Annotated in this window: 11 protein-coding genes; 2 read left to right on the forward strand and 9 right to left on the reverse strand. The window is 64.8% G+C overall.

From position 1 onward, the window contains the following. The 8 genes from H4I92_RS05775 to H4I92_RS05810 form a co-directional block, all read right to left on the reverse strand. Positions 1–1,656: an electron transfer flavoprotein-ubiquinone oxidoreductase gene (locus tag H4I92_RS05775; RefSeq protein ID WP_077529704.1), complete on the reverse strand. Its 1,656-nt coding sequence runs from the start codon at positions 1,654–1,656 to the stop codon at positions 1–3. Between the two features lie 14 nt (positions 1,657–1,670). Then, complete coding sequence (locus tag H4I92_RS05780) at positions 1,671–3,086, reverse strand: aldehyde dehydrogenase family protein (RefSeq protein WP_077529705.1); 1,416 nt, start codon at positions 3,084–3,086, stop codon at positions 1,671–1,673. Between the two features lie 19 nt (positions 3,087–3,105). Then, entirely contained in the window at positions 3,106–4,212 is a 1,107-nt protein-coding gene (locus H4I92_RS05785; protein WP_077529706.1) for a zinc-binding dehydrogenase, read from the reverse strand. Between the two features lie 37 nt (positions 4,213–4,249). Next, the gene (locus H4I92_RS05790) at positions 4,250–6,052 is read right to left on the reverse strand and encodes an acyl-CoA dehydrogenase (RefSeq protein ID WP_077529707.1); all 1,803 of its coding nucleotides are present in this window, start codon (positions 6,050–6,052) and stop codon (positions 4,250–4,252) included. Positions 6,053–6,064: 12 nt separating this feature from the next. Next, positions 6,065–7,249: an acetyl-CoA C-acyltransferase gene (locus H4I92_RS05795; RefSeq protein WP_077529708.1), complete on the reverse strand. Its 1,185-nt coding sequence runs from the start codon at positions 7,247–7,249 to the stop codon at positions 6,065–6,067. A gap of 9 nt (positions 7,250–7,258) precedes the next feature. Beyond that, positions 7,259–9,370, reverse strand: a complete 2,112-nt coding sequence (locus tag H4I92_RS05800; protein ID WP_077529709.1) for a 3-hydroxyacyl-CoA dehydrogenase NAD-binding domain-containing protein — start codon at positions 9,368–9,370, stop codon at positions 7,259–7,261. A gap of 317 nt (positions 9,371–9,687) precedes the next feature. Then, the gene (locus H4I92_RS05805; protein WP_077529710.1) at positions 9,688–10,512 is read right to left on the reverse strand and encodes an IclR family transcriptional regulator; all 825 of its coding nucleotides are present in this window, start codon (positions 10,510–10,512) and stop codon (positions 9,688–9,690) included. A 126-nt stretch (positions 10,513–10,638) separates the two neighbouring features. Further along, on the reverse strand, positions 10,639–11,985 hold the full coding sequence (locus H4I92_RS05810) for a hypothetical protein (protein ID WP_077529711.1): 1,347 nt from the start codon (positions 11,983–11,985) through the stop codon (positions 10,639–10,641). A 193-nt stretch (positions 11,986–12,178) separates the two neighbouring features. On the opposite strand from H4I92_RS05810, the gene H4I92_RS05815 reads away from it, so the two are divergent. Together H4I92_RS05815 and H4I92_RS05820 are read left to right on the forward strand one after the other, a co-directional pair. Next, positions 12,179–13,384 carry a 3-oxoadipyl-CoA thiolase gene (locus tag H4I92_RS05815; protein WP_077529712.1) on the forward strand — a complete coding sequence of 402 codons (1,206 nt, stop codon included), beginning with the start codon at positions 12,179–12,181 and terminating at the stop codon, positions 13,382–13,384. Positions 13,385–13,444: 60 nt separating this feature from the next. Continuing rightward, complete coding sequence (locus H4I92_RS05820) at positions 13,445–14,611, forward strand: acyl-CoA dehydrogenase (RefSeq protein ID WP_077529713.1); 1,167 nt, start codon at positions 13,445–13,447, stop codon at positions 14,609–14,611. 101 nt (positions 14,612–14,712) lie between these two features. On the opposite strand, the gene H4I92_RS05825 is transcribed toward H4I92_RS05820, so the two are convergent. After that, complete coding sequence (locus H4I92_RS05825) at positions 14,713–16,038, reverse strand: DcaP family trimeric outer membrane transporter (RefSeq protein ID WP_218668150.1); 1,326 nt, start codon at positions 16,036–16,038, stop codon at positions 14,713–14,715. Positions 16,039–16,228: the final 190 nt, after the last annotated feature.

Here is a 16,228-nt window from a genome sequence, read left to right on the forward strand (position 1 = left end):
CTACATGTTCGGGTAGTTGGGGCCACCGCCCCCTTCCGGGACCACCCACTGGATGTTCTGGGCCGGGTCCTTGATGTCGCAGGTCTTGCAGTGGATGCAGTTCTGCGCGTTGATCTGGAACTTCTTACCGCTGCCGTCCTCGGCATCGACCACCTCGTACACGCCCACCGGGCAGTAGCGCTGCGCCGGCTCGTCGTAGGTGGGCAGGTTGTCCCGGATCGGGATCGCCGGGTCCTTGAGCTTGAGGTGGCAGGGCTGGTCCTCTTCGTGGTTGGTGTTCGACATGAACGCCGAGGACAGCCGGTCGAAGGTCAGGCCGTTGTCCGGTTTCGGGTAATCAATCTTCTTACACTCGGCCGCCGGCTTGAGCGCGGCATAGTCCGGCGTGGTGTCGTGGAAGGTGATCGGCAGGGGCCGGCGCAGGATGTTCTGCTCCAGGAAGGCGATGCCGCCACCGATCACGGTGCCGAACTTGTGCATGGCCGGGCTGAAGTTGCGCTCGGCGAACAGCTCCTTGAAGAGCCAGCTGTTCTCGAATTTTTCGGTAAAGCGGGTGAGGTCATCCCCGCCCTCGGAGCCTTTCTGGATCGCCTCGAACACCGTCTCGGCACCGAGCATGCCGGACTTCATGGCGGTGTGCGAGCCCTTGATCTTGGACGAGTTCAGCGTGCCGGCATCGCAGCCGAGTAGCAGCCCGCCCGGGAAGCTCATTTTCGGCAGGCTGTTGTAGCCGCCCTTGGTGATGGCCCGCGCGCCGTAGGCCACGCGCTTGCCGCCTTCCAGGTGCTGCTTGATCGTCGGATGGGTCTTCATCCGCTGGAATTCCTCGAACGGCGAGACATAGGGATTGGAGTAGGACAGGTCGGTGATCAGCCCCACATAGACCTGGCCGTTTTCCAGGTGGTAGAGGAAGCCACCCCCGGTGGAGCCGCTCTCGGACAGCGGCCAGCCGGCGGTGTGCACCACCAGCCCCGGCTCGTGCTTCGCCGGGTCGATGTCCCACAGCTCCTTGATGCCCAGGCCGTAATGCTGCGGGTCCTTGCCCTCGTCCAGGTTGAACTGCTGCAGCAGCTCCTTGCCCAGGTGGCCGCGGCAGCCCTCGCTGAACAGCGTGTAGCGGGCACGCAGCTCCATCGGCGGCATGTAGCCGTCCTTGGGGTTGCCCTCGCTGTCGAGGCCGAACTCACCGGTGAGGATGCCCTTGACCACGCCGTCCTCATACAGCACCTCGGCGGCCGGGAAGCCGGGGTAGATCTCCACGCCCAGCTGCTCGGCCTGCTCACCCAGCCAGCGGCACAGGTTGGCCAGGCTGATGATGTAGTTGCCGTGGTTGTGCATGTTCTTCGGCACGAAGGCGTTGGGGGCCTTGCGGGCGCCTTCGGGGCCGCGCAGGAAGTAGATGTCGTCCCGGGTGACCGGGGTGTTCAGCGGCGCACCGCGCTCCTTCCAGTCCGGGAACAGCTCATTGAGGCTCGTGGGCTCGAACACCGTGCCGGCGATGATGTGGGCGCCGACCTCCGAGCCCTTTTCCACGACGCAAACGGTCAGTTCCTGCTCCGCCTCGTTGGCCAGCTGCTGGATGCGGCAGGCCGCTGAAAGGCCCGCCGGGCCCGCCCCCACGATCAGGACGTCAAACTCCATCGATTCGCGTTCCACGATAGTCTCCTCTGCTACAGCTGAAGGGCCCGCACTTCAAGGAACTCCTCGAGCCCCCACTTGCCGAATTCACGCCCGATGCCCGAGTGGCCGAAGCCACCGAAGGGGGCCTTGGGGTTAAAGGCGCCACCGTTGACGAACACCTGGCCGGTGCGCAGTTCCCCGGCAATCCGCTTCGCCCTGTCGGCATCCCCGGACCAGACGGCGCCGGACAGGCCATAGGGCGTGCCGTTGGCGATCCGGATCGCCTCCTGCTCGTCGGAATAGGGAATCACGCAGAGCACGGGCCCGAAGATTTCCTCCTGGGCGATCCGGCTCTCGGGGTCGACGTTGCCAAAGACCGTGGGCCGGACGAAGTAGCCCTGCTCCAGCCCTTCCGGCGCCTCGGCGCCACCGGTGACGAGCGTGGCGCTTTCCTCGATGCCCAGCCGGATGTACTCGAACACCTTGTCGCGCTGCTCGGCGGAGGCCAGTGGGCCAAGCCGCGTGCCCTCGTCCAGCGGATTGCCCGGGGTCATCTTGCCAACGGCCTCCGCCGCCAGCTCACAGGCCTGGTCGTGCAGCTCCGATGGCACCAGCATGCGGGTCAGGGCCGTGCAGGTCTGGCCCGAGTTGAGCAGGCAGTTGTTGACGGTCCCCTTAACGGCCGCCTTCAGGTCCGCATCGGGCAGGATCACCGAGGCCGACTTGCCGCCCATCTCCAGGGCATAGCGCTTGAAGTCGTCCGCGGCCGCGTGGGCCACAAGGTGGCCGGTGCGGGGGGAGCCGGTGAAGGACAGCATATTGACCCGCGGGTGCCGGATCAGGGTATCGCCCGCCTCTTCCCCGAGGCCGCAGACCATGTTGAAGACCCCTTTCGGCAGGTCCGTACCCTCAAGGATCTCGGCCAGGATGAAGGCGCTGCCGGGGGCGATCTCACTGGGCTTGAGCACGACGGTGCAGCCCGCCGCCAGGGCCGGAACCACCTTCAGCATGACCTGGTGCAGGGGGTAGTTCCAGGGGGTGATGCACCCGACTACCCCGACCGGCGCATACTGGACCTCGGAGTTCCCCACCTGTTCCGTGAATTCATACTCCGGCAACAGCTCAACGTAGGACTGGGTGGTGGCAATGGGCATTCCGGCCTGGATCTGGCCGGCCAGTTTCGCCGGCATGCCCACCTCGCGGGAGACGGTTTCCGCGATCTCCGGGGCCCGGGTATTCAACCCCTCCAGCAGTTGCTTCAGGATGGCCAGGCGCTCGTCGCGGCTGGTCCGGGACCAGCTCTCAAAGGCCTGGTGGGCCGAGTCGACGGCCCGTTCCATCTCGGCCCGGCCGGCCGCCGGCACTTCCGCCATCACCTCGCCGGTGGCGGCCTCGTGAACCTTGAGGGTCTGGCCGCGCCAGTCCTCCCATTCACCGTTGATGTAGAGCTTGTTCAGGTTCTTCATGACCGCGTCCTCCTGGGCGTTATTCAAAGACAATCACGCCGCGTGCATTCTTGCCCGAGACCATATCGTCGAACGCCTCTGGTGCCTGTTCAATGGTGTAGGTCTGGGTAATGAGTTCGTCCAGCTTGAGCTTGCCCGCTTCGTACAGCGCCAGGATCCGCGGGAAGTCATACTGCGGCCGGGCGGACCCCAGCCAGCTGCCCTTGAGCGTACGCTCGTCGGCGGGCAGTGACAGCGTTCCAATCTCGGTTCTGTCGCTGGGGTCGGCCACGCCTACCACGACCGCCGTTCCGCCACGGGCAAGGCAGCGATACGCCTGGGAAACCACCGCCCCAGAGCCGACACACTCGAAGGCGTAGTCCACGCCGCCCGTCAGCTTCTTCACCGCCTTGCCGGCATCCTCGACGTCGTTGATGTTCACGGTATGGGTTGCGCCAAAAGCCCTGGCCCGCTCCAGCTTCGACTCGCTGTTATCCACCGCGACGATCATCTCCGCGCCCGCGGTATCACAGCCCTGGACGGCGTTGAGCCCGACGCCGCCGATGCCGAAAACCGCGGCGCGGGAGCCCGGCTCCAGCCGGGCCGTGTTGAACACCGCCCCGACCCCGGTCATCACGGCACACCCGACCAGTGCGGCATTCTGGAGCGGAACGCCCTCCTCGATCCGGACGGCGTTGTCCACGTGCAGGGTGGCGTACTCCGCCATCACGCCGCAGGCACCGAAGACATTCAGGTCATTGCCCTCTGAGTCGGTCGTCCGGACCGTGCCGTCCGGCAGCGTGAACATGGCCTTTTGTGCCTTCTCGCAGAGAACGGGGCGGCCGCGCACGCACTGGCGGCACTTGCCGCACATTGAAACGAAGGTGCTGGCGATATGGTCGCCTTCCTTGAGGTCGGTCACCCCCTCCCCGACCTCGATCACGACACCGGCGGCTTCGTGGCCCAGAACCAGGGGCGGCGGGTACTGGATCTTGCCGGTGGCGGCGGACAGGTCACTGTGGCAGACCCCGCAGGCCGCCACCTTGATCGTGATCTCATTGCGCTTGGGCGGTGCAACCTGGATGGTCTCCACGGTTATGGGTTCTCCCCACGCCCGGCAGACCGCTGCTTTTGCTTCCCGTACCATTGTCCGATCTCCTTTTTGATTCTTACCCGGCCCGGCTCTAGAAACTGTCTTCCGCCATGGTCAGGGCTGTGTCGTCAACCTCGGCCAGCAGGCCGGACAGCGATGTCACCCGTGGCAATTCGTAGCGGGCGAAGTAGTCACAGGCCTTGAGCTTGCCGCGATAGAACGCCTCGGTCTGCGGGCCACCCTCGGCAATACCGGTCAGGGCCAGGCGGGCCTGGCGCAGCCACAACCAGCCGACCACGACGTGGCCCATGGCCTCCAGGTAGAGCGAGGCGTTCGCCAGGGCCCTTTCGGTATCCCCGGCTGCCCGCACCTTGTTGATCGCGTCCGTGGCGCTATTGAGCCGGTCGACCGCCGCCTCCAGGCGCTCGGCGTTGTCCGCCAGCTCGCGTTCCCCGCGCGCGTCACTGATGGTGCGGTCAATCCGGTCCATCAGGGCCCGGTAATAGCGCCCTTCGGCCATGATCACCTTGCGCCCGAGCAGGTCCAGGCCCTGGATCCCGTGGGTGCCCTCATGGATGGGATTCAGCCGGTTGTCCCGGTAGAACTGTTCCACCGGGTAGTCCCGGGTGTAGCCGTAGCCCCCGAGGACCTGGATGGCCAGGCTGTTGGCCTCCAGACAGAACTGCGACGGCCATGACTTCATCAGCGGCGTCAGCAGGTCCAGAAGCCCCGCGGCCTCGTCCCGCTGGGTGTCATCCCCGGAGTGGCGCTGGTCATCCACCAGTCGAGCCCCTTCCAGGCACAGGGCCAGCCCGCCTTCCACATAGGCTTTCTGGGCCAGCAGCATGCGGCGGATATCCGCGTGCCGGATCAGTGGCACCTGATCCGACTCGGGGTCCTTGTTGCCCACGGGGCGGCCCTGGCGGCGTTCCCGGGCGTAGTCCAGCGAGTGCAGGTAACCAGTGTAGCCAAGCATGACCGAACCGAGACCCACCCCGATCCGCGCCTCGTTCATCATGTGGAACATCGCCGCCAGGCCCTTGTTGGGCTCACCCACGAGATAGCCCACGGCACCCTCGTTCTCACCGAAGTTGAGCATGGTGGAGGTGGTGCCACGATAGCCCATCTTGTGGATCAGTCCGGCCAGGGCCACATCGTTGCGCTCGCCGGTGGTGCCGTCCTCATTGACCAGGTACTTCGGGACGATGAACAGCGAGATCCCCTTAACACCGGGCGGTGCGTCCGGCAGGCGTGCCAGCACCATGTGCACGATGTTCTCACTGAGTTCGTGATCGCCGCCGGAGATGTAGATCTTGTTCCCCTTGAGGCGGTAACTGCCATCGTCCTGCGGCGTGGCACGGGTACGCAGGTCACCAAGCGACGAACCGGCCTGGGGTTCGGTCAGGCACATGGTCCCGAAGAACCGGCCCGCGATCATGGGTTCCGCGTAGCGGGCCTTCTGGGCCTCCGAGCCATGGGCCAGGATCAGGTTGGCGGCGGCCATGGTCAGCCCGGCGTACCCCTGGGTTCCCACGTTGGCGCCCTTCAGCAGCCCGACGCACATCTGGGACACGGTGGCAGGCAGCTGCATGCCGCCCCGCTCATAGTCCTGCCCGGCCGCCATCAGCCCGGTCTCGCTGAGGACGCCGAGGGCCTTCCCGACTTCCGGGCGCATCACCACCCGGCCATCCTCGAAGGTCGGCTCCTCTTCATCCACAAGCCGGGCGTGCGGAGCGAACTCTTCCGTCGCCACGCGCAGTGCCAGGTCCAGGGCCGCCTGGAGAGTCTCCGGACTGTGATCAGCGTAGCGTTCATAGGCCAGAAGCTCCTCCGTGCGATGGAGCTCAAACAGCTGGAACGCCAGGTCCTCGGGGTTGATGATGTGCTGGTCCATGGTACCCCCGGTTCAGACGACCTCGAACAGACCGGCGGCGCCCTGGCCACCCCCGACGCACATGGTCACCACCACGTACTTGGCGCCACGGCGCTTGCCCTCGATCAGGGCATGGCCGGTCAGGCGTGAACCGGTGACGCCATAGGGGTGGCCGATGGAAATCGAGCCGCCGTTGACGTTGAGCCGCTCCATGGGAATGCCGAGCTGATCGCGGCAGTAGATCACCTGGGAGGCGAAGGCCTCGTTGAGCTCCCACAGATCGATGTCGTCCATGCTCAGGCCGGTGCGCTCAAGCAGGCGCGGAATAGCATAGACCGGACCGATGCCCATCTCGTCGGGCTCGCAGGCCGCCACCGAGAAGCCCCGGAAAATACCCATGGGCTCAATGTTGTTCTTTTCCGCGTAGGTGCTGTTCATAACCGTGCAGACCGAGGCGCCGTCGGAGAGCTGGCTGGCATTGCCGGCGGTCACGAACTGGTCCTCGCCCCGCACAGGATCGAGACCGGCCAGGCCCTCAAGGGTGGTGCCCGGACGGTTGCACTCGTCCGTGGTCAGGGTCACGTCCTTCTCGCTGACCTCGCCCGTCTCCTTGTCCTTGACCTTCATCGTGGTCTCGAAGGGCACGATCTCATCATTGAAGTAGCCGGCCTCCTGGGCCGCCGCCGTGCGCTGCTGGCTGGCCAGGGCATACTCGTCCTGGGCCTCGCGGGAGATGCCGTAGCGCTTGGCGACAATGTCCGCCGTCTCGATCATGGAGAGGTACAGTTCCGGCTTGTTCGCCATCAGCCACTCATTGGTGGCGCGGAACTGGTTGATGTGCTCGTTCTGGACCATGCTGATCGACTCCACGCCGCCGGCAACCATGGCCGGCACCTTCTCGGAGACGACCCGCTGGGAGGCCATGGCAATCGCCTGCAGCCCGGAGCTGCAGAAGCGGTTGATGGAGACCCCGGCGGTGGTGACCGGCAGCCCGGCGCGGACCGCTGCCAGGCGGGCCATGTTCTTGCCCTGGGCGCCCTCGTGGAAGGTGGCGCCGAGGATCACGTCCTCGACCACCCGGGGATCAAGCCCGGCCCGCTCGACGGCGTGGCGGATCACGTGGCCGGCCAGGTCCAGGCTGTGGGTATCGTTCAGCGCGCCCCGGTAGGACTTGCCCAGGCCGGTGCGCGCGGTTGAGACAATGACTGCATCAGACATGGAATTTCCTCAGGAAGCGGTGTTGGCATTGAGGCTGGCGAAGGTGCTGCCTTCATCAGCCAGTCGTTCCAGCAGGGCGGCGGGTTGCCACTGGTCGCCGCCAAGGGTGTCGTGGAAGCGCCTGACGGTGTCGCGGATCGTGTCGACCCCGACCTGGTCCGCCCAGAACATGGGCCCGCCCTTGTGGGACGGGAAGCCGTAGCCGTAGATCCAGGTCACGTCCACATCCAGAGAGCGGGCGGCAATGCCTTCCTCCAGAATCTTCGCCCCCTCGTTGATCATCACGTACATGCAGCGCTCGAGGATCTCCTGGTCCGGAACCTCCCGCGCCTGGATGCCCTGTTCCTCGCGGAACTGCTCGATCAGCCGGTCAACCTCCGGGTCGGGGATCGGCTGACGATTCCCCTCTTCATACTTATAGATGCCAGCCTGGGTCTTCTGGCCGAGGCGGCCCTGTTCAACCAGCTTGTCCGTCCAGTTCGGCGGGATGTCCTCGCCGGCCTTGCGGCGTTCCTCGCGGATGCGGTAGCCCACATCAATGCCGGCGAGATCCGACATGGCGAACTGGCCCATGGGGAAGCCGAAGTCCGTCAGGACCCGGTCCACCTGCTGCGGGGAAGCGCCCTCGTTGACCAGGGCCGTGGCTTCCGCGCCACGCCGGTGGAGCATCCGGTTGCCCACGAAGCCGTAGCAGTTGCCGACCAGCACGCCGACCTTGCCGATGCGCTTGGCCAGGCCCATGACAGTGGCCTTGACGTCATTGGCCGTGTTGCTGCCGGCTACGTTTTCCAGCAGCTTCATCACGTTGGCGGGGCTGAAGAAGTGCATGCCCACCACGTCCGCCGGGCGGGCCGTCGAGGAGGCGATCTCGTCGATATCCAGCGTCGAGGTGTTGGAAGCCAGGATGGCGCCCTGCTTACAGACGCGGTCGAGGGTCGAGAAGATGTCCTTCTTGATGCCCATCTCCTCGAACACCGCCTCGATCACCAGGTCCACATCCGCGAAATCGTCGTAGGAGAGCGTCGGCTCGATCAGCGCCATGCGCTGCTCCACCTGCTCCTGGGTGATGCGGCCCTTCTTCGCGGAGTTCTCGTAGTTGCGGCGGATCACGCTGAGGCCCTTGTCCAGCGCCTCCTGCTTGACCTCGAGCAGCCGCACCGGAATACCGGCGTTGGCGAAGTTCATGGCTATGCCGCCGCCCATGGTGCCGGCGCCGATGATGCCCACGCGCTCAACGTCGCGCACGGGGGTGTCCTTGGGCAGCCCCGGAACCTTGGAGACTTCGCGCTCGGCGAAGAAGGCATGGACCAGCCCGGCGCGTTGCGGGGATTCCATGCATTCCTGGAAGAGCTCGCGCTCACGCTGCATGCCCTTTTCGAACGGCAGCTCAAAGGCGGCTTCAACGGCGTCAACACACTTGAAGGGCGCGAACAGGCCCCGGGCCTTTTTCTCCAGGTTGGCCCGGAACTCGGCGAAGACCTCGCTGCCCTTGTCGGCGTCGAGTTTCTCGTTGAGATCCCGGACGCGACGCACCGGCTTCCCTTCATCGACGACCTTCTGCGCAAAGGCAAGCCCGACCGCCCGGCTGTCGGAACCGGCCTCGACACTGTCGACGATGCCGGCTTCCAGCGCGTCGCTGGCCGGAACGAAGTCACCGGAGGTGATCATCTCCAGTGACTTGCGGGCCCCGGCGAGGCGCGGCAACCGCTGGGTTCCGCCGGCGCCGGGCAGGAGGCCGAGCTTGACCTCCGGCAGGCCGACCCGGGCGCTGTCGAGCGCAACCCGATAGTCACAACCCAGCGCCACCTCCAGGCCACCGCCCAGCGCGGTGCCGTGAATAGCAGCAACAATCGGCTTGTCGCTGTTTTCGTAAGCCTCCACCACTGACGGCAGGGCCGGCTCCTGCATGGGCTTACCGAATTCCCGGATGTCAGCCCCCGCGATAAAGGTCTTACCTTCACAGACCAGCAGAAGCGCCTTCGCATCGGCGTCCTTCTGGCCCTGGTCGAGCGCGTCGAGCAGGCCGGAACGCACAGCCTGGCTGAGGGCGTTAACCGGGGGGTAGTTCACTGTGATAACGCCGATGGCGCCTTCACGCTGATAGGTGACGACGTCGGACATGTCGCTCTCCTTGTCGGTTTTACGGAATTAAGTTTTAACAAGCGAAACCATGACCCGATTAAAACGATTTTCGGACGCTGTTTCAATAGATGATTGAAGCCGGAGGGTGGACGGAGCGACGATCCGCGCAGGCGCGAGCCACTCATGGCGCGGCATGAGTGCCATAACGGGAAGGGGTGCATCCGCACTGGACGGAACGGGATCAGCGGGATCCGGGGAACCCGAGGGATGATTGCAGCATCAGGGGGGAAGGCCGGCGACTCCGGGAAAACGGAGGCCGGCCGGACAGGGGCGTCCGGGTCAGGGCCCGGGGCTCCTCAGCCGCCGAGTGACTCGATGTCACCCGCCAGCATGGTGATCTGCGGCGCGATGGTGTTGCGCAGTTCCTCGCCCGAGATCTGGTAGGAGGGCGCCGCACAGGTCAGCACCATGGTGGTCCCGTCTTCCAGGACGATGGGAGCGCCGGCGGAGTTGATGTTGCGGTCCCACTCGCCCACGGAGAGGCAGAAGCCCGAGGTCTTGTAATCCTCGATCGCACGCTCCAGTCCCTCTTTCTTCTCGGGCCACTGGTCCCCGTATTTCTTGGCCATGCCGTCCATGAGGATGGTCCGGACGCTCTCGCTGACGGCGGCGCAGTAGGTCCGCCCCGCCGAGGTGGTCGCCATCGGCAGGCGCAGGCCGATCTCCATGCGCAGCAGCGTGGCCTCCGGGGGCATCCGGTTCTCCACGTAGATCATGTGCAGGCGGTCATGGCAGGTCAGCCCCACCGACATGTTGGTGCGGCGGGCGAACTCTTCCATGTAGGGCTTGGCGAGCTGGCGGACCTTGAGGTTCGAGACATAGGCATAGCCCAGCGCCAGCACGCCGGCGCTCAGCTGGTACTTTTCGAAGACCGGGTTGTAGCTGAGATAGCCCAGCCGGGTCAGCGTATGCGTCATGCGCGAGACGGTCGGCTTGGGCAGGCCCGTGATGTGGGCAATATCCTGGTTCCCCAGGATCACCGACCCCTGACTGAATGCCCGCAGGACATCGAGCCCCCGAGACAGGGCCTCTACAAACTTGCGGTCCTTCTCCGGCTCTTTCGAACGTGCCTCCTCCGAGGCCAGTGCCAGGTCGGGGGTCATGATGTCATCGTTAGCCATAAAGTAATGCCTTACCTCTTCTGAACATTGCGGTGCCATGGCGCATTGGTGAGCGCTTTATGGCCACAGATTCTGCTATGCGGAACATTCTAACGGATATGTGTCGCTTTTTCATCTTCCCTGGACTCAATTCATCGCAGCGTACTGACAGAGCCACAGGACCCCGAGCATCAGGGGAATCGACAACAGGGCAAACCGGCCGTTCCAGCCGAAGGCCACAACCCAGCGCGACATGCCGGCAAAGCGGGAGAGCAGCATCACCGAGGGACCAAAGGGCGACAGCATCATGGCCAGGGAAAACCCGATCGCCAGGGCCACCGCCACCAGCAGCGGATCAAGGCCTGAGGCCACCATTTCGCCCAGGACCCCCGCCAGGAAGCTCAACACGGTAATGGGCGCAATGCCGAAGCAGGCAAACAGCGGCAGGATCAGCAGGCTGCCCGCCATCAGCAGGAAGAGGCTCGCCTGCCCTTCCAGGAGCTGCGACAGGAGTTCGGAGGGCACCTGGGCGGACAACGTCACCCCCAGCGCCGCCGAGGCGGCAAAAATACAGATCTCATTACCCAACCCGGCCACACTGTTAACCATCTCCGTGGCGGCCCCGGCCGGGGACTCGTCCTTCAATGCCATATAAAGGAAGGTAATGCCCGGTACGCACAGCATCGCGGCCCGCGAGACGTTCAGGGGTGTCAGCGTCGCCAACAGCGTGATGCCCGCAAAGACCGCCCCCACCACCGCGAGCAGCTGCCCGGTGCCGGACGGCCAGCCGCCGAGCTCGGTGCGCTGGGCACTGACCGCCGTGAAGCGCCGGTGCTCCGTCAGCCAACCCACCGCCACGAACACCAGCGCGGCAACCAGCGTGAAGGGCAGCATCTGGGCCCAGCCCAGGGTGGGAACCTCCCGGGTGATGATGGCAACGGCGACGCTGGTGGGGGCAATGAGCGGCACCAGGGCAAAGCCCCTCAGGGTGCTGGTCAGGATACTGCGCAACCAGCGCGTACGGGCCTTTCCAGAGATGCCCCGCTGGCGCAGGGTCTCCGGCAGGGAGCCGCACAGAAGGTTCATGACCCCAAAACTCAGCACCGAAGCGATGGTGCAGCTGGTCAGCACGTACTTGGGATAGAGCCAGACCGGCCGCCCGGCCAGGAGCACATCGTGGGCCCTGCGGAGCAGCTCAAAGCGCCTGACCAGGCACTGCATCGTGCCCAGGCTGCCCAGGAAGGTGCCGTAGAAGGCGGCGGCCGTGGCCGCCTCGCCCAGTTCGGGCCCGCTCAGGCGGCCGCCGGCCAACAAACCACCAATGACCGTGACGGCGGTAAGCATCAGGTATCGCGCGTACCCTTCGAGTTCGGGAATCCGGAACAGGAAGTACACCAGGAACGCGCCCCCCGCGACCCGACTCAGCATCGCAACACCACTAACCAGCGCCACCAGCTCACACAGGGCCGCAAACGGCAGAACGTAACGCGTCATGGAGCGGGCTCCCCGCCGCCCGTAACGACTTGCATTGGCAACAATCCTCGCGCTAACCTGAACCGAATACAGAACAACGTTCTGCCAAGCAAAACTATTATAACATTATTAACACCATAGCTCATCCAGGGCGGCTTGTTGGGCCCATCAAAACGGTCGGGGTGAGCGCCTTAGCACCTGCATGGGGGAAAGCATGTCCGCTTACATCTATGATGGCCTGAGAACGCCCTTCGGGCGCCACGCCGGTGCCCTATCACCCGTGCGCCCGGACGATCTGCTGAGCAGCGTCATCCAGCACGTGATCGAACGGAACAGCTTCAATCCGGCCGACTACGAGGACGTCATTGCCGGCTGCACCAACCAGGCCGGCGAGGATGCCCGCAACGTCGCCCGCCACGCCGGGCTCATGGCCGGCCTTCCCCTGGAAACCGGGGGGCTGACCGTTAACCGGCTGTGCGGTTCCGGCCTGGCGGCCATCGTGGACGCCGCCCGTGCCGTGCGCTGCGGCGAGGGCGACCTGTTCGTTGCCGGGGGCACCGAGAGCATGAGCCGCGCGCCCTTTGTCTTCGCCAAGAGCGAGACGCCTTTCGGGCGCGACCTCCGGGCCTACGACAGCACCATCGGTGCCCGCTTCCCCAACCCGCGGATCGAGCAGGCATTCGGCAACGACAGCATGCCGCAGACGGCGGATAATATTGCCGCGGAAATGGGCCTCTCCCGGGAAGCGATCGACCAGTACGCGGCCCAGAGCCAGGCACGTTATGATGCAGCCCTGAAATCCGGCTTCTACGACGGCGAGCTGCACCCCATCGAGGTGCCCCAGGGGCGCCGTAAACCGCCGGTCAGCGTGGACCAGGACGAGCATCCGCGGCCCCAGTCCACCGTTGACGCCCTTTCCGGGCTCAAACCGCTGTTCGACGGCGGCGTGGTCACGGCGGGCAACGCCTCCGGCATCAACGACGGGGCCGCGGCCCTGATCATCGGCTCCCGGGAAGCGGGCGAGAAGGCCGGGTTCCGGCCCCGGGCCCGTATCGTCTCGGCGGCCATCGCCGGGGTGGCGCCGCGCGTGATGGGTTACGGGCCAGTGCCCTCAAGCGAGAAGGCGCTCGCGCGTGCCGGCCTGGGCCTGGACAACATGGACGTGATCGAGATCAACGAGGCTTTCGCCGCCCAGGTGCTCGGCTGCACCACACGGCTCGGCCTTGATCCCACGGATCCGCGGCTGAACCCCAACGGGGGCGCCATCGCGGTGGGCCACCCGCTGGGCGCCTCCGGGGCCCGGATCGCACTCACGGCAACCCGCCAGCTGGAACAGGTGGAAGGCCGCTACGCGCTGATCAGCATGTGCATCGGCGTTGGCCAGGGCATTGCCGCGGTCCTGGAACGTGTTACCGAATGACGGGTAAGGGTCCCGAAGGACCTGTGCCCACCCCAACCCTACAGATTCAGGAGTAAGCTAATGGCTGCTGCACCCTGGGACGACCTGCTCTCCCTCGAATCCCGCCTGGACGAGACCGAACGCCAGGTCCGCGACAGCATTCGCGGTTTCTGCGACAAGCGGCTGATGCCCGGTATCACCCAGGCCAATCGTCACGAAGAATTCGACCGTTCCATCTTCACCGACATGGGCGAACTCGGCATGCTCGGTGCAACCCTGCCGGAGGAATACGGCGGACCCGGCCTGAACCATGTCTGCTACGGCCTGATCGCACGCGAGGTGGAGCGGGTGGACTCGGCCTACCGCTCGGCGCTGAGCGTCCAGTCCTCCCTGGTGATGCACCCCATCCACTCCTTCGCCCAGAAGTCACTGAAGAAGCGCCTGCTGCCCCAGCTCGCTTCCGGCGAGAAAGTAGGCTGCTTCGGCCTGACCGAACCCGATCACGGTTCCGATCCAGGCAGCATGGAGACCAAGGCGCGGAAGGTGGATGGTGGCTATCGCGTCAGCGGTTCCAAGACCTGGATCACCAACTCGCCCATCGCCGATGTGTTCGTGGTCTGGGCCAAGCTGGAGGGCACGGTCACCGGCTTTGTCCTGGAGCGCGGTGCCGAAGGCCTGGATACGCCCAAGCTTGAGGGCAAGTTCTCCCTGCGGGCCTCCGACACCGGCTCCATATTCATGGACGAGGTCTTTGTACCGGAGGAGAACAAGCTGGATGTGGAGGGTCTCAAGGGGCCGTTCAGTTGCCTGAACAAGGCCCGGTACGGCATCTGCTGGGGGGCGCTGGGCGCCGCGGAATTCTGCTGGCATGCCGCGCGCGACTACACTCTGGAGCGCAAGCAGTTCGGCCAGCCGCTGGCCGCCAACCAGCTGATCCAGAAGAAACTGGTGGACATGCAGACCGAGGTCACCCTGGGCCTGCAGTCCGTACTGCAGCTTGGCCGTATGATGGACGACGGCACCGCCACGCCGGACGCGGTCTCCCTGCTGAAGCGCAACAACTGCGGCAAGGCCCTCGACATTGCCCGGACCGCCCGCGACATGCACGGCGGCAACGGCATCTCTGACGAGTACCATGTCATCCGCCACGTCATGAACCTTGAGGCGGTCAACACCTACGAGGGCACCCACGACATCCACGCCCTGATCCTGGGTCGCGGCCAGACCGGCATCCAGGCGTTCAGCTGACCCCGGGCCTCGCCCCAAAAAAACACCCCGGCTTCACGGCCGGGGTGTCCTGATTACTGGGGTCGCGGGCCTGGCGCCCAGACCCGCATGGATGATGCCACTCAGAACGAGTATTTCGCCGATGCCATGACCTGCTCGTACTGGGAGTTGCTGTCGTTGGCAATAGCGCGGAAATCCCAGTGAGCGTATTCAAGCCCAACCTGGAAATTCTCATGCGCCTGCCAGATCAGGTTCGCGTGGATAGACGCTACTTTGTCGAAATCACCCAGGGCGCCTGAAGGACTGAACGCCAGGTCCTCAACGATTTCCGTCTGGGACAGCACCAGACTGGAACGCCAGGTGGGGCTCCAGAAGTGGCGATACGCCGCGGTTGCCCCGTAGGTCGTCAGCGGATCAACCTCGCCAGCAGCCTGCTCTCCAAGGTCCACGTCGGGGTAGGTGAACAGCCCCATGTAACGCCCCAGGTGGCCGTAGCTGTACTGCAGGCGCAGGTCATCCCGCCCGATCGTTGGGATCCGGGCACTCAGCGATACCGCCCCGCCAAGCTTCTCATCATCCTCACCAGCGGGGTTGTCGTGTTCCATGTTCCGCAGCACCCCGGAAACGGAATAGATACCATACCGGTTCCGCAGCTGGTAGCGTGCCGTCAGGTCCGGATAGGACTGGTCGTCATAGGACGTAGTGCCAAAACCATCTTCCGGATTCTCAAGCGCCGCCATGAACTTCCCGCCGGGAGCCGCCATCGTATAACGGAGCTGGGGCTGTGTCGTGTAGATAAATGCTGCCATGTAGCCCTGGTTCAGGATATCCGGCAATGCGGCCAGATTCGTGAAGGTGGTGTAGGTCTGGCCCGCGGTCCAGCCGTTCCAGGAACCGTAGGCCTGGCGCAGCCGTGGTGCGTAGCTGTTGGAAACGACCTCGTTACCGGGGGCATCAGCGTCCTGGTTGAAATCCATCTCCAGGTACGTCCGCAGGGTATGGCCGGCAACCTCGTCGGTCTTTGAGCCGATTGCCAGCCGGCTTTCACGGGCCGTGAAACCGGTTTTCCAATCACTCTCCCCACTGCTCGCCGCCGCCGCAAAGTTCCGGGGTATCCCGACTGAATAGGTATTCTTCGTACCATCGCCATTGGACCCGAATATCGCGTCGGCCTTGATGAAACCATCAAAGGAGATCGTTGTTCGCCCGATCTTGATGCCATCACCGTCACGCACCAGATAGGGATTGTCCCGGTCCGGTTGCGGTGCCTCTGAGACGGCATTGTCGATCCGCCGCTGCAGCTCCTGAACCTGCTCCCGGAGCTCATCGACCTCACCCTGGGTATCCTGGGCCAGTACCGGTGTGGCCATGGCACCGGTCAGCGAGAGGCTGGCCATGGCGCAGGCGCGGGTGAAGGGATGTGTTCTGAATGGTCTTGTTGTTGTCATTGCAAACCTCGCTTTGTGTCTTGTTGTCATCAGTAGCGTCCTGCAGAAGCAGCTGCCGGAAGAGCCGGCGCTGGTCGTCCCCGCATGACGCCTGTATCGAGTCGCGTTCTGCTCTGACACGTCCATTGGTACTTTACAGCTCATTGTTCTGCAAAACGAAACATAGTCGTTCCGCTTAGCAGTACCAACT

Source organism: Vreelandella halophila, from assembly GCF_019903425.1.
Lineage (GTDB): Bacteria > Pseudomonadota > Gammaproteobacteria > Pseudomonadales > Oleiphilaceae > Halospina > Halospina halophila.

Coding starts and splice junctions, on each gene's coding strand:
- H4I92_RS05780 (WP_077529705.1), bottom strand. CDS start 3,086: ATGAAGAACCTGAACAAGCTCTACATCAACGGTGAATGGGAGGACTGG.
- H4I92_RS05785 (WP_077529706.1), bottom strand. CDS start 4,212: ATGGTACGGGAAGCAAAAGCAGCGGTCTGCCGGGCGTGGGGAGAACCC.
- H4I92_RS05790 (WP_077529707.1), bottom strand. CDS start 6,052: ATGGACCAGCACATCATCAACCCCGAGGACCTGGCGTTCCAGCTGTTT.
- H4I92_RS05795 (WP_077529708.1), bottom strand. CDS start 7,249: ATGTCTGATGCAGTCATTGTCTCAACCGCGCGCACCGGCCTGGGCAAG.
- H4I92_RS05800 (WP_077529709.1), bottom strand. CDS start 9,370: ATGTCCGACGTCGTCACCTATCAGCGTGAAGGCGCCATCGGCGTTATC.
- H4I92_RS05805 (WP_077529710.1), bottom strand. CDS start 10,512: ATGGCTAACGATGACATCATGACCCCCGACCTGGCACTGGCCTCGGAG.
- H4I92_RS05810 (WP_077529711.1), bottom strand. CDS start 11,985: ATGACGCGTTACGTTCTGCCGTTTGCGGCCCTGTGTGAGCTGGTGGCG.
- H4I92_RS05815 (WP_077529712.1), top strand. CDS start 12,179: ATGTCCGCTTACATCTATGATGGCCTGAGAACGCCCTTCGGGCGCCAC.
- H4I92_RS05820 (WP_077529713.1), top strand. CDS start 13,445: ATGGCTGCTGCACCCTGGGACGACCTGCTCTCCCTCGAATCCCGCCTG.
- H4I92_RS05825 (WP_218668150.1), bottom strand. CDS start 16,038: ATGACAACAACAAGACCATTCAGAACACATCCCTTCACCCGCGCCTGC.